This window comes from Paenarthrobacter sp. NPDC089714 (assembly GCF_044748905.1).
Classification (GTDB): domain Bacteria; phylum Actinomycetota; class Actinomycetes; order Actinomycetales; family Micrococcaceae; genus Arthrobacter.
Genome location: NZ_JBIVGX010000002.1, coordinates 146,717 through 159,063 on the forward strand (window position 1 = coordinate 146,717; position 12,347 = coordinate 159,063).

Sequence of the window (12,347 nt, forward strand, 5' to 3'; positions counted from 1 at the left end):
TTCAGCTCCTGCTGCCGTTGAGTTCGCTGACGATGACCGGGAAAGTGTCCTGCCAGGCGCGTTCTCCGAAGAACACGTCCAAGTGGCCGTAGCCGGGGATGAGGTGGAGGGAGTCCTTGCCGGGGCGGTGCTTCCGGAAGAAGTCGTAGCTGCGTTGCTGGCTTTCCGGCAGGAAGCACAGGTTGTCCAGCCCTGCGATGAACGCGAAGCGGGCGTCGGTTTGTGGTGCCTCGGCCACATAATTGTCCGGCAGTTCCGGATGCTCGCCCGCGGCCACCATGTGACCGGCTTTGATGCTGCGGCCCATTTCTTCGAAGAACGTGACGGGGACCTCGGCGAATTCGCCGCTGAGCCATTCATGGGTGGCCTCGTCCAGGTTCTCGTGAGCCCACAGCGCGGGGCGGCCGCTGCCGTAGGTGAAGCTGACCATTTTGCAGACCGTGTTGTCGCACTCGTGGTGCGTGGCTTTGACCAGCCCGCGGATGGCCCGGGTGAAGTACCCCTGCGACTTGTATCCCCAGGCGGGCGAAAGGTAGGGCGTGAACATCTTCACCACGGGCGTAAGGTAGTCGATCTTGAGCCGCGAGAATGCGGGCACCACGGGGTGGAGGGAGACGGCGTTGGAGACGACCGTGTCCACTTGCGGCAGGAGCCCGGCCACCGCGGACATGGTGAACGATGTTGATCCCTGGCAGTGGATCACGGCTTTCATGGTTTCGGCGCCTGTCGCCTTGAGGACATGCTCGACGGCGGCAGGATGGTCGTACACGGCGGCGTCGGCAAGCGTCCAGGACAGGGGATCGAGGTCAATGGATGCCCGCCAATTGAGCATCCACACGTCCCATCCGTCCTCCAGGAGCACGTCCACAATGGTGGTGCGGATGGGCGGCCTGAACAGTTCGGCGCGGACTCCCGATCCGTGGACCAGCAGCACGGGCCCCTTGCTTGCCTCGGCCGGCGAGGTTACATGGACCAGGCTGAGCGGGGTATTGTCCCGGGCACGGAACGGGATGACCTCGGTCCGGTGCTCGGCACGGGTGATGATCATGGTGCGGTTCCCTTCCGTGCGATGGTGATGGGTTCTTCAAGCAGCCGCACGGCAGGCAGGCCGGACTCCGGAACCAGCCGCGCGCCGTCGTTCGTGTCCGGGAGCCGCCAGTCGCGGCAGATGGTGTCAACCACCAGCGGGTAAACGGTCAGGGTGCTGTCGGCCGCGAGGTGCAGGCGAAGGAAGCCTTTGTGGTCCTCGATGGATTGCCCGGACATCTTCCACGTGGACACCTCACCGCTGGGCGTGGACAGGATGTACAGCGCGAACGCCTCGCTGCCCAGCACCCAGCCGCCCGCATGGACCAACGCCAGGGCCAGCAGTACCAGCACGACGTCCGGCCACCCACGGGGCCACGGAACCAGGATCACGACGGCGGCACTCACCGCGAGCGCGGACAGCTGGTAGAGCACGCCGCGGGTGAAGACGACGATGCCGGCCTTGGCGATGCCGAGCACTCGAGCCGTAAGCACCGTGATGCCGAGGAGGACGGGTATGGCCAGAACCAGGAGCACGATGAGCAGGAGGGTGTTTCCGTGGGTCAGGCCATGCAGGCTGTCCACGAAGGATTCGCCGCGGAAGGCGCTGAAGACGGTCCATGCGGTGAGGGCGGCCACCACGTGGACGAAGCCCATGGAGAGCCCGAAGCCGGGGTTGCGGGCCGGCAGCCACGAGGGCGAGAAGGGGTTGGCCAGGCGCGGACCCAGGAGATGGGAATCGGACTGGCCGGGGTAGATGGTGGAAGTGCGGGTGAAACGCCTGCCTGTTGCCGGGGTTCGGTTGCCGGCGGGAACGCTGGACGATTCACCGGGTTCGGCGGGAGCCGGTAGGAGGAGTTCGTCCGGCAACCAGTGGGCGTCGGAGAGGTAGGCTCCGCCGAGGCCGCAGGTGATGAGTTGGGTCTTGGCTGGTCCCGCCACGGTTCCGTCTTCGTAACGCGAGTAGTGGTGCAGGTCGCCCGTGAGCCAGAGCCGGACGTTCGCCCCGGTGGATTCGAAGTGGCCGGTGACGGGGTTGAACCGGCGGCGCAGGTAGTCCTGTTCGAAGAAGTTCGCCTGGCGGAATTCGTTGGGTCGTTCGGCGGCGTGGGCTGCGTCTGCGTCCACCCAGAAGGGGGAAGCGACGCAGAGGATGATCGCGTCCCCGGGATGCAGCTGCAGTGTGACGTTGCGGTAGAAGTAGTCCAGTTGGGGTTCGTCGATGTATTGGCCCAGTTGGCTGTCCAATCCCAGGAGCCACCAACCGGGCGTGCCGCTCCGGCCTGGTCCGGGTGATTCCCCCGTGAGCCTCACTGCGAAGTAACTGCGGGACTGGATGGTCCGCCAGGCTCCAATGTTCCGTTGCCGGGTGAACGTGCGGATGAACGAGGTGAGGCCGTCATACCAGTCGTGGTTGCCGGGAAGCGCGAGCATGACGGGAACCTCGTTCAGCAGGCCCCGCAACGCAGGATCCCGTTCCGGGAATGCTGTCCTGTAGGGGCCCACCATCCGGTTTTCGTAGGCCGCCGGCGACGCCACGGGGTAGACCTCGTCCCCGCCCAGCACCAGGACGCGGCCGCGGGGGAGATCCTCTCCTGCCACGGGCAACGCATCCTGCGCCAGCAACGACGCCACCGTGTAGGTTGCGTCGAAGCCGTCCCCGAGGTCCGCGGTGAAGTCCAGCCACAGATCCTGGGCAGGGGCAGTGCGGTCCGGGCCGGCAAGTTCGCCCGGACCGGGCAGGCCGCGGCTGGTCACCGGAGGCTGGGCCGGTTGGCCGGGGATTGGGAGCTTGTCCAGGCGCAAGAGGTCGCCCGGGAAGCCGCCTTCCAGCTCGCGTTTGTCACCGAAGTCCGCGAAGACCGTTGCTGCCATGACCTTCAATGCCGTTCTGGCCAAGGACATGGGGGCGAGCCACCGGACGGCGGGCTGGGGGGTGAAACCCAAGAGGCCCCTGTGTTGGGCGAGCTCCCAGCTTTTCATCGCGTCTCAGCGGCCTGGGCGATTCGGCGTGCGGGAGGATCTGAGCGGGAACGGCACACGCCGGATGCCGCGCCCGTAGACCTGCCACAGCTCGCCCGCGAACAGTTTCATGAAGGCCGCCAGACCTGCAGCCCGCGCCGGACCCTCCGCCCGGAACGTCGTCAGCTGCTTCGCGAAATCGAGCGGCCGGATGTACAGGATGCCGGCCCCAACCACGCCATGCTCCGCTGCCACGGAGTCCGACGCCACGGAGTCCGACGCCACGGAGTTCACGTCCGGCCGCTTGGTGTCGGCGTCCGGTGGCACGTGCCCGCGAAGGATGGTGGCGTACAGGATGGTGGTATCCGGCCAGAGGTCGAAGCCCGCCTCATTGTGGATCTGCTTGTACCCGGTAAACGTGAACGGCGTGCCGCCGGGATCGCGCAGCCACAAGCGGTACAGCATGCGCCGGGCGGGGCGCCCGTCCGTGGATTCGTCCTCCACGAAGAGGTTGAACCAGCCACGCTCCACGGGCATGCGGCCCCCGAAATAGTCGGCCAGGACGTAGCCCTCTGCCTTGGCGGGATGGCTCGGATCCGCGACAAACGCCTCCATGTCCTCGGCGATGATGGTGAGTTCGAACATGATCTTCCGGCTCCGGTCCCGGCCGAGCATGCGGCCTTTCTCCGGGTCGGAAAGGCCGGGACTGAACCAGCCATGCATCTGCTCGGTGAATCGAACCGAGGTGGCGGGTGGCGGACCCGTTGTGGGCGCCGTCAGCCGGCGAGCGCTCGCCGGTAGAACATCGGTGCCGCCAGGAGCCGGACCCGCGCCGGGCGGGGTCAGGCCGCGTGGGCTCGCTTCGTGAGCATCGATGCCGCCGGTAGCCGCGCTCTTACCACGCCGCGCCAGCCGGCGAGCGCTCGCCTGGGGAACATCGGTGCCGCCAGGAGCAGCACCCGCAGGCTGTTCCTCACGCGCACCCTTGCCTTTGGTAGCGTCAGGTGCCAGTGCCCGCGGTGCGCTCGCACCGGCGTCGATGACGGCGCCCGCCGCCTCCGGCTGCGAGGTCGCCGGACTGCCGTGGCCCTGGTCGGCAACTTCCGCAAGGGCGCCTTCCGCAGCCACGTCCTCCCCAGCCGCGTCCTCCCCAGCCGCGTCAGAGGGCGCGATGCCGCGATGCCCGGCAGGCCAGCGTCGCCCACCGGCTTGGCCGCCGTCGAGGATCCGCGCACACGCCCGCTCGGCGAACGCCGCGATCGTCAGGGACGGGTTGGCACCCACGGGACCGGGCATCGCCGCCCCGTCCACCACGAACAACCCCGGATACCCGAACACTTCGCCATAGGAATCACACACGGCTTCGCCGGGATGCCGCCCTGACGGTGCCCCGCCGATCGGGTGCACGGTGATGACGCGCTTGGCCCACCACAGCGGGTTGTCCACGAAGTTCCCGTCCAGGTCCTTCGCGATGGACTCCATGGTTGCCCGGACGCGACCGAAGTACTCCTTGGACGTTGCCATGGTCCATGCAATGGCAAGCCGCCCATCGTTCAGGGTCATGACACCGTCGGGGATGTCCCTGCCCATGCCCAGCAGCGGCACCGAACTGGCTGACAACCTGCCATCGCCCAGCGCCGCGGCGAGGTCTGCGGAGACGTTGGAGCGGCCGGCCTCGAAAAGCCTGTCCTTCAGCAATTGCCCGGCAACCCGGGCGGTGCGCATGGCCGCAGTGCGTAGTTGGGCCGTTTCCATGAGCCAGTTGATGAAGGCCGGGTACCCGGCGTCCTCCACGTAGTAGCCGCGACCGTCGCCGTCGTCGTCATTCGCGTCCGGAACCCTGATCGCCGTGGTGATCACCGGCCCCCGGCTGCCGGTGAGGGTCCGAACGCCCGGGCGGGATCCGTTGGTGGCCGGTGTCTTGGCGTCCATGATGAAGGTCAGGAGGTCTCCGTTGCCGCTGAAGCGGGTGCCCAGGGTTTCGCTCAGGGCGGGGAGCGAGCCACGGTTGCGCAGGAGCAGGAAATTGGTGCCGAACGTGCCCGCCCCGAGGATCAATCGGGTGCAGCGGATGATCTGCTCGGTGAGGAGTTCGCCTTGGTTCTCCGGATGATGGACGACGTAACGGACCTCGTAACCGCCGCCAGGCAGGGGCCTGATGCCGCGGACATCATGGAAGGTGCGGACATCTGCACCTTTGGCGGCCGCCGCCGAGATGTAGTTGTGGTCCAGCGTGTTCTTGGCGCCCGCATTGCAGCCGATATCGCATTCGCCGCTGAGCGTGCAGGTGGTGCGGACGGTGTTGGGGCCGTGGACGCTCCCGTACTCCGGCAAGGGCAGGGGATGGTTGGTCCGCGGGTCTCCGCCCGGGGTGGGCGCGAACGTCACGGCGATCGGTGGGCGGCTGATGGACAAGCCCAACGTCGCAGCAGTGCTTTCCATCGCCAGGGTCTTGGCTGTGTCCTTCCATGGATACGGGACCGGCTGGAGCATGGCCTCGGCGGCATCGTAGTAGGGGTCCAGGTCTTCGCGGGTGAAGGGCCAGTTTTCGTAGCCGCCGCCCGGGATGGGGGACTCGTTCACGAACCACTTTTCATCCTTGCGCAGCAGCACGTTCGCGTAGATGAGCGAGCCGCCGCCCAACCCACTGGACACCAAACCTTCAGTGCCGCGGAAGGTCCAGGCGTCGAACAGCCCGTAGAGGCCGCGGTCCGGGTCCCAGAAGTTCCGGCCCATTTCCGACGGCGACCGGGCGAAACTCCCCGGCGGATACGGCTTGCCGCGTTCCATGAGCACCACGGACTGCCCGGCTTCGGCCAGGCGCAGGGCAGCCACCGAGCCGCCGAAGCCCGAGCCCACCACCACAGCGTCCACTGTCTCAAGGCTGCCGCCGTGGCGTGACCGATCGATGCCGGGTTCCGGACCCGTACTCCCAGTGTTCGCGTACCCCAGACGAACCATGGCCGTTCCCCTCAAGCGAGAGCTGACCTGGAGTTACCCGAACGTGGCCGGGCGATGCCTCCGCGGATTATGGCCCTTATGTTCCCACCGGTCCGGGAATCTGTCCATGAGGTGGAGTAATCCGGGTGTAGACCATGTCGAAGTCGTGCTCCAGCGGTCCGCCGGGATACGTGCCGCGCTCCAAGCGTGCGGTGATGGTTTTCCCGTCGTCGCTGATGCGGCCCACGAAGCGTTGCGGCCAGTCCGGACCGTCCCGGAACAGCGTCCACACGTTGTCTTTGAGCGTCATGTCGTAGATGCGCGCTACCCCTCGCGAATCGAAGTAATGCTGCTGGAACGCCCCGTCTGAACCGGTTGCCCCGATCACGCTCACTGCGTTGGGGTACTCGGGGCGTTCCACCGTTGAACGCTGGATCAGGAAGCCGCCGCCTTCCAGCCACTCGAACGTGGTCCGGCCCTGGGTCTCCGCGCTGGGAATGGTGGTCTCCCATGTGCCAAGCAGGATGGTCAGTTGCTCCAACGTGGGTTCCGGTTCGCGTGCCATGGCGTCCCTCTTTTCGTGGGTATGGACAGGTTCAGCGTAGGACGCGGGACCGGCACGGCATAGGGTCGAGGCATGAATCATCCTTCTCAGGTAGCTGTGGTCACGGGAGCAGGGAGGCGTCGTTCCATCGGCGCCGCGCTGGCCACGGGCCTTGCCCGCGATGGCTGGAACCTCGTCCTCAACCACTGGAAGCCCTACGACGACCGGCTCGGCCTCGAGGCGTCACCCGACGATGCCGCCGCCATCGCCGCCGAATGCCGCGAACTGGGTGCCGCCGTCGAACTCGTCCCGGGCGACCTCAGCGATCCCGCTGTTCCCGCGGCGCTGGTTGCCGCAGGGCAGGAACTGGGTCCGGTGACCGGCCTGGTGATGTCCCACTGCGAGTCGGTGGACAGCAGCATCCTCAGCACGTCCGTGGACAGCTGGGACCGTCACTTTGCCGTGAACGCCCGCGCGACGTGGCTGCTCATCAAGGCGCTCGCCGAGCAGCTGCCCACGGTGTCCGACGGTGTTGCGGGTGCGCGGATTGTGGCGTTGACCAGCGACCACACCGTCAACAACCTGCCCTACGGCGCCAGCAAAGGCGCCCTGGACCGGATCGTGACGGCGGCCGCCGTGGAACTGGCGGACAGGGGAGTGCGCGCCAACGTGATCAACCCGGGACCGATCGATACCGGCTGGATGGACGACGCCGTTCGCGGCTGGGCGGTCGGGGCGACTCCTGCCGGACGCCTGGGCACACCCGCCGACACGGCCAACCTGGTGCGGTTCCTGTTCTCCGACGCCGGCTCATGGGTCAACGGCCAGATCCTGCACAGCAACGGTGGCTTCAACGTGGCCTGAATCCGTGACCATTCCGTTGATCCGGTGGCAGGATGGGCGCATGAGCCAAGTTACCTGTGACCTCACCGTGTCCCTTGACGGCTTTGTAGCCGGTCCCGACCAGTCCATGGAGCAACCCTTGGGTGCCGGTGGCGAGACGCTGCACCGCTGGCAGTTCCAGGAGCGCGATACCAATGCTGCGGAAGTGGCCGGGATCCTCGAAGCCGGCGCGTACATCATGGGCAGGAACATGTTCGCCGGTCCTGGCGAAGGGGTATGGCCGGCCGATTGGCGTGGCTGGTGGGGTGAGGAGCCGCCGTACCATGCTCCGGTCTTCGTGCTGACCTCCCACGCCCACGAGCCCTTGGTCATGGAGGGCGGCACGACGTTCCACTTCGTGAACGACCCCATCGAATCGGTGCTGGCCCGTGCCCGCGAGGCTGCGGGCGGGAAGAACGTGGCGATTGCCGGTGGAGCGTCGACGGCCCGGCAGTTCCTGGCGGCGGGCCTCATTGACGAGCTTCGGCTCCACGTCGCTCCGGTCATCCTTGGCGGCGGCGAGCGCCTGCTGGACGGCGTGGGCGAGCTGAAGCTTGAGCCCTTGGACGTGCGGGGGACCCGGCTGGTTTCGCACCTTCGCTACAAAGTGGGCTAGGGCTTTTCCTGGTTGGCTGCTTCCTCGATCCAGTCAACGGCCTCGTCGGGAAAGCAGGATCCCTCTGTTTGCCCAGCTGCCCACCAAGGATCCGCGGCGCCCGGACCACCCGCTGCTGCGATCTCAGCGACGATGTCCGGGCGAACGGCGTCACCGTTGTTGTTGATGAGCCAATCCTGTGTAGCGGCCGTTAGCTTCGGCCACCAGTGCTCAATGGCCTTCGGGGGAGTAGTCATGGTCGGGAGTCTCCCACGCCGGGGCTGCGTGGTCGATCCCTTGTACTGGGAAGGAAGTCAGCCTCGAGCCAGGCCGCTGATGATGGTGGCCACGGCAGCGAAGGCTGCCACGAAGGCCCAGTACTGCATGGGGAGGAAGAACAGGCTGTGCCGGTTGAAGAATCCCCGTCGCGCAGTCTCGGCTTCGTACTTCCACTGTTCTTCTGCTTGGGCATGCGCCTCTTCGATGGACCGCGGTGCGGCCAGGCCGGGGAATTGATACGCTCCCACCTCTACCATCCGGTTGAGCTCCTGGGCACGCAGATTAACGGCCTTCTCATAGGCCTCCTTGGGCATGGTCTGGTTGAACCATTTGCCCAGATACCAGATCCCCGCCGCTCCGGCAGCAAACCCCACCCCTACGGCAATCAAGTTGCCGTGCGAAAGGCTGCCGGCCAAACCGCCACATACTGCAAACACCAGAATCACCAGGATTCCCCAACCTCTCCAAATAATCACTTCATTAGCGTAATTTATGGGGAGGGATGCGCTGGCCAGTCCCGCACGCCAACTCGCGGGAGAACGGCGAATCCGCCGCAAGCTTCCCAGCGCCCAGGCAGCGTTGCCCCGACCCCGGCGAGCCCGCCCGAAGGCCACAATGTCTGCCACCCGATGTACACTCAGTTATCGAACATATATTCGAATAAAGGTGTGTTGTGGGCGTGATAGTCGGCCCCCGTGTGCTAGATGCGGGCTTCTCTCTTTTGTCGGTCCTGTTGGCTCCGGTCCCGGTGGCAGCTGGGTTTCCGTCGCCCGCGCAGGACTACTTCGACGGCCGGATAGACCTCAATGAGCACCTCATCAAGGACGTCACCAGCACCTTCGTGGTGCGCGTGACCGGCCAATCCATGGAGGGTGCGGGAATCAGCGATGGCGACGAGTTGATCGTCAACCGCGCGCTGGAACCCAAGGACGGCTCCGTCGTCGTCGCTGTCCTTGATGGCGAGTTGACCATCAAGAGGCTGCGCGTCACGAAGTCCGGGGTGGTGCTCCAGGCTGATAACCCGAAGTTTCCGGACATCCGGGTGGGAGCGTTGTCGGAATTGACCATTTGGGGCGTGGCCACCACGTGCCTGCATCACATTTGAGGAGGCCGGGCTGTTGAGCGCCGGAGCACCAGTTGCGGCATGAACTTCCGGTCCGCGGGAGGTCCGTCCGGGTTGGCGAGGCGCTCCAGGGCAACCTCCCCGGCTGCCTCCCCGAGCTGTACCGCGTGCAGGTCCACCGAGGTGAGGTCGATTCCGTGCAGCCGCGCGGTGCGGGAGTTGTCGTAGCCGATCAGCGAGAGGTCCCCGGGAATGGAGATACCCCTGGCGTAGGCGGCTTCCCGTGCGCCGAGGGCCAGTTGGTCGTTGTGGCAAAAAAGAGCCGTCGGCCGGTCTGCTTGGTCCAGGATCCGGGCCGCGGCGCGTTCTCCGGAGTCCTGGGTGAAGTCGTCCGCGCATACCGTCTGAGGGACCAGGCCGGCGTCCCGCATGGTTTGCTCATAAGCGCGTCGACGCGCCAGATGGCCGTCGTAGGCAAGTCCTGCCAGGTGGGTGATCCGCGTGTGCCCAAGTCCCAGGAGGTGCTCGGTGGCCACGCGGGCGCCGTACGCATCGTCCGAATAGACGCTGTCCACGCCCTCCACCGGCCGCGTCACACTCACCAGCGATACGCTTCGCGCCATCTCGTGGACGTCATGGTCCGGGTCCAGGAGGGTCGCGGCGATGATGATTCCCACCCGGGCCTCGATCAGCGACTCCAGCGCCCCGCGGTCCTCTCCGTCGGCAGATCGCGAAACGCTCAGGATCAACCTGTTGTGTTGCTGCGCCAAGGCTGTCCGGACGCCGCTGAGGATATCGGCGTAGATCTCGTTGCGGATGTCCATGAGGTAAAGCCCGACGGCGGAACGGTGCTTGCGTGCCAGGTCGGCGGCTACGGCATTGGGCCGGTAGCCGAGACGCCTCGCGGCTTCGAAGATCGCTTCCTTGGTTTCGCCGCTGACTCCGGGCGCTCCGCGGAAGGCGAAGGAGACGAGGGTGCGGGACACGCCGACTTCACGCGCAACGTCACTCTGCGTCGCAGCCCGGCGCTGCTGGTTCTCGGATGCCATGGGGATCATCCTGCCATGAAGACAAAACCGAACAATTAAGGTCATTTGTTAGTTTGACCTTACATTTAAGTCTTTCGCGCGTTAGTCTTGTGTCAGAGCGGGAGAGTATGACCCGCAACACACTGACAAAGGAGTCCTGATGTCTGCTACGCAAACTCAACGGGAGAGTGCCCATAACGCGGCCCTGCCCCCGTTGACCAACGGCCCGCACCGCAAGCGGTTGGGCCTGGTAGCTCTGGTCGCCACGTTCGGCGGCCTCCTCTTTGGTTACGACACGGGTGTGATCAACGGGGCACTCCGGCCAATGACGGTCGATCTCGCCCTGACGCCCCTGACGGAAGGAATTGTCACCAGTTCCCTGCTGTTCGGCGCCGCAGCCGGCGCTGTGGCCGGCGGAAGGCTTTCCGACGGGTGGGGGCGCCGGAAGACCATCATCCTCCTGGCAACGCTGTTCTTCGTCGGAACCATTGCCTGCGTCTTCGCGCCAAGTTTCGAAGTCATGGTGCTGGGCCGGATCATCCTGGGCCTGGCTGTGGGTGGCGCGTCAACCGTTGTGCCGGTCTTCCTGGCGGAGCTTGCGCCCTACGAAATCCGTGGATCCCTGGCCGGGCGCAACGAACTCATGATCGTCATCGGCCAGCTCGCCGCGTTCGTGGTCAACGCCATCATCGGCAACATCTGGGGTGAATTCGGCGGAGTGTGGCGCATCATGCTCGCCGTGGCAGCCCTGCCCGCCATCGCCTTGTTCTTCGGCATGCTCAGGATGCCCGAATCGCCGAGTTGGCTCATCTCCAAGGGCCGCACCCGCGAGGCGTTGGCTGTCCTGAAGACCATCCGCTCCGAGGAACGCGCCGAAGCCGAGATGGCCGACGTCAAGCACCTCGCGGACGAAGAGAAAGCCTCCAAGGCAACGTCCTGGGCGGCCCTCAAGGACAAGTGGATCCTCCGCATTATCCTGGTGGGCATCGGGCTGGGCGTTGCCCAGCAGCTGACCGGCATCAACTCGATCATGTACTACGGCCAGTCCGTCCTGGTGGAAGCCGGTTTCGATTCCAGCGCCGCCCTGATCGCAAACATCGCGCCCGGTGTGATCGCCGTCGTTGGTGGTGTCATCGCCCTGACGTTGATGCAGCGCGTCAACCGCCGCACCACGCTGCTCCTCGGCTTCACCCTGACCACCATCTGCCACTTCCTCATTGGTATCGCGTCGATCGTCCTGCCGGTTGGCAATGCTGCCCGTCCGTTCGTGATCCTGTTCCTGGTGGTGGCGTTCGTGGGCTCCATGCAGACCTTCCTCAACATCGCCGTTTGGGTGATGCTGTCCGAGATCTTCCCGCTCCATGTCCGCGGCTTCGCCATTGGCCTCTCGGTGTTCTGCCTCTGGATCGCCAACGCCCTCCTTGGCCTGTTCTTCCCCACGCTCGTGGCCGGCGTCGGCATCACCGGAACGTTCTTCCTGTTCGGCGTGGTGGGAATCCTGGCGTTGATCTTCATCTACACGCAGGTCCCGGAAACCCGCGGCCGCACCCTCGAAGCCCTCGAAGAAGACGTCACCACCGGCGCCATCTACCTGGTCCACAAGAAGTAGCCACCCCACCCAACTGGGTCGCAATTAAGCGCGTTTTGACGGCTCAAAACGCGCTTAACTGCGACCCAGTTGGGTGCCCGGCGTAAAGAACGCGTCAAGATCTGCGCCTGCCGCGTTAAGGAACCGTTAGGAACGGCCAACGGCCGGTTTTTGAGGAGTTGACTTTCATCTGTCCCGCAAACGGGACCTGATGAAAGGACGTTCCAGTGGCCGACCTGGCTGTTGTGGGGATTCTCATGGTGTCCATGGGAACCGTGATGTGGGTTGCCCATTTATTGGGCCGGATGATCGACAAAGACGGGCCGGTGAGTGGCCGGTGACTATCGACGCTGTGATCTGGATCGGCCTGCTCGTGGCCGGACTGGTGCTCCTGGGGTACCTGGTAGCTGTCTTGGTCAATCCGGAAAAGTGGTGATCCG

Annotated in this window: 12 protein-coding genes; 5 read left to right on the plus strand and 7 right to left on the minus strand. The window is 65.5% G+C overall.

Annotation, left to right across the window (positions count from 1 at the left end; all coding sequences use genetic code 11):
- Position 1: 1 nt before the first annotated feature.
- The 4 genes from ACIPY3_RS05220 to ACIPY3_RS05235 all read right to left on the minus strand — a co-directional run bounded on the left by ACIPY3_RS05220 (position 2) and on the right by ACIPY3_RS05235 (position 6,493).
- On the minus strand, positions 2-1,048 hold the full coding sequence (locus ACIPY3_RS05220; RefSeq protein WP_400330976.1) for an alpha/beta fold hydrolase: 1,047 nt from the start codon (positions 1,046-1,048) through the stop codon (positions 2-4).
- A complete protein-coding gene (locus tag ACIPY3_RS05225) occupies positions 1,045-2,973 on the minus strand; it encodes a hypothetical protein (protein ID WP_400330978.1) in 1,929 nt (642 codons plus the stop codon). The genes ACIPY3_RS05220 and ACIPY3_RS05225 overlap by 4 nt, the downstream gene beginning before the upstream one ends.
- A 42-nt stretch (positions 2,974-3,015) precedes the next feature.
- The gene (locus ACIPY3_RS05230; protein ID WP_400330981.1) at positions 3,016-5,949 is read right to left on the minus strand and encodes a GMC oxidoreductase; all 2,934 of its coding nucleotides are present in this window, start codon (positions 5,947-5,949) and stop codon (positions 3,016-3,018) included.
- Positions 5,950-6,025: 76 nt separating this feature from the next.
- A complete protein-coding gene (locus ACIPY3_RS05235) occupies positions 6,026-6,493 on the minus strand; it encodes a hypothetical protein (protein WP_400330983.1) in 468 nt (155 codons plus the stop codon).
- Positions 6,494-6,565: 72 nt separating this feature from the next.
- Between ACIPY3_RS05235 and ACIPY3_RS05240 the strand changes: the two genes are divergently transcribed.
- Both ACIPY3_RS05240 and ACIPY3_RS05245 read left to right on the plus strand, forming a co-directional pair.
- Complete coding sequence (locus tag ACIPY3_RS05240) at positions 6,566-7,336, plus strand: SDR family oxidoreductase (RefSeq protein WP_400330985.1); 771 nt, start codon at positions 6,566-6,568, stop codon at positions 7,334-7,336.
- Positions 7,337-7,376: 40 nt separating this feature from the next.
- A complete protein-coding gene (locus ACIPY3_RS05245) occupies positions 7,377-7,970 on the plus strand; it encodes a dihydrofolate reductase family protein (protein WP_400330988.1) in 594 nt (197 codons plus the stop codon).
- Here the strand turns inward: ACIPY3_RS05245 and ACIPY3_RS05250 are convergent.
- Both ACIPY3_RS05250 and ACIPY3_RS05255 read right to left on the minus strand, forming a co-directional pair.
- Entirely contained in the window at positions 7,967-8,206 is a 240-nt protein-coding gene (locus tag ACIPY3_RS05250; RefSeq protein WP_400330991.1) for a hypothetical protein, read from the minus strand. The genes ACIPY3_RS05245 and ACIPY3_RS05250 overlap by 4 nt on opposite strands.
- A 57-nt stretch (positions 8,207-8,263) precedes the next feature.
- Complete coding sequence (locus ACIPY3_RS05255; protein WP_400330994.1) at positions 8,264-8,704, minus strand: hypothetical protein; 441 nt, start codon at positions 8,702-8,704, stop codon at positions 8,264-8,266.
- Positions 8,705-8,901: 197 nt separating this feature from the next.
- Between ACIPY3_RS05255 and ACIPY3_RS05260 the strand changes: the two genes are divergently transcribed.
- The gene (locus ACIPY3_RS05260; protein ID WP_400272103.1) at positions 8,902-9,333 is read left to right on the plus strand and encodes a LexA family protein; all 432 of its coding nucleotides are present in this window, start codon (positions 8,902-8,904) and stop codon (positions 9,331-9,333) included.
- Here the strand turns inward: ACIPY3_RS05260 and ACIPY3_RS05265 are convergent.
- On the minus strand, positions 9,324-10,340 hold the full coding sequence (locus tag ACIPY3_RS05265; protein ID WP_400330997.1) for a LacI family DNA-binding transcriptional regulator: 1,017 nt from the start codon (positions 10,338-10,340) through the stop codon (positions 9,324-9,326). The genes ACIPY3_RS05260 and ACIPY3_RS05265 overlap by 10 nt on opposite strands.
- 139 nt (positions 10,341-10,479) lie before the next feature.
- Between ACIPY3_RS05265 and ACIPY3_RS05270 the strand changes: the two genes are divergently transcribed.
- Together ACIPY3_RS05270 and ACIPY3_RS05275 are read left to right on the plus strand one after the other, a co-directional pair.
- Positions 10,480-11,928, plus strand: a complete 1,449-nt coding sequence (locus ACIPY3_RS05270) for a sugar porter family MFS transporter (RefSeq protein WP_400331001.1) — start codon at positions 10,480-10,482, stop codon at positions 11,926-11,928.
- A 316-nt stretch (positions 11,929-12,244) separates the two neighbouring features.
- Entirely contained in the window at positions 12,245-12,343 is a 99-nt protein-coding gene (locus ACIPY3_RS05275; RefSeq protein ID WP_400331004.1) for a potassium-transporting ATPase subunit F, read from the plus strand.
- Positions 12,344-12,347: the final 4 nt, after the last annotated feature.

Bases quoted from the DNA above. Each gene is read 5' to 3' on its own strand.
- ACIPY3_RS05220 (WP_400330976.1), bottom strand. From the start codon at position 1,048: ATGATCATCACCCGTGCCGAGCACCGGACCGAGGTCATCCCGTTCCGT.
- ACIPY3_RS05250 (WP_400330991.1), bottom strand. From the start codon at position 8,206: ATGACTACTCCCCCGAAGGCCATTGAGCACTGGTGGCCGAAGCTAACG.
- ACIPY3_RS05245 (WP_400330988.1), top strand. From the start codon at position 7,377: ATGAGCCAAGTTACCTGTGACCTCACCGTGTCCCTTGACGGCTTTGTA.
- ACIPY3_RS05270 (WP_400331001.1), top strand. From the start codon at position 10,480: ATGTCTGCTACGCAAACTCAACGGGAGAGTGCCCATAACGCGGCCCTG.
- ACIPY3_RS05230 (WP_400330981.1), bottom strand. From the start codon at position 5,949: ATGGTTCGTCTGGGGTACGCGAACACTGGGAGTACGGGTCCGGAACCC.
- ACIPY3_RS05265 (WP_400330997.1), bottom strand. From the start codon at position 10,340: ATGGCATCCGAGAACCAGCAGCGCCGGGCTGCGACGCAGAGTGACGTT.
- ACIPY3_RS05240 (WP_400330985.1), top strand. From the start codon at position 6,566: ATGAATCATCCTTCTCAGGTAGCTGTGGTCACGGGAGCAGGGAGGCGT.
- ACIPY3_RS05235 (WP_400330983.1), bottom strand. From the start codon at position 6,493: ATGGCACGCGAACCGGAACCCACGTTGGAGCAACTGACCATCCTGCTT.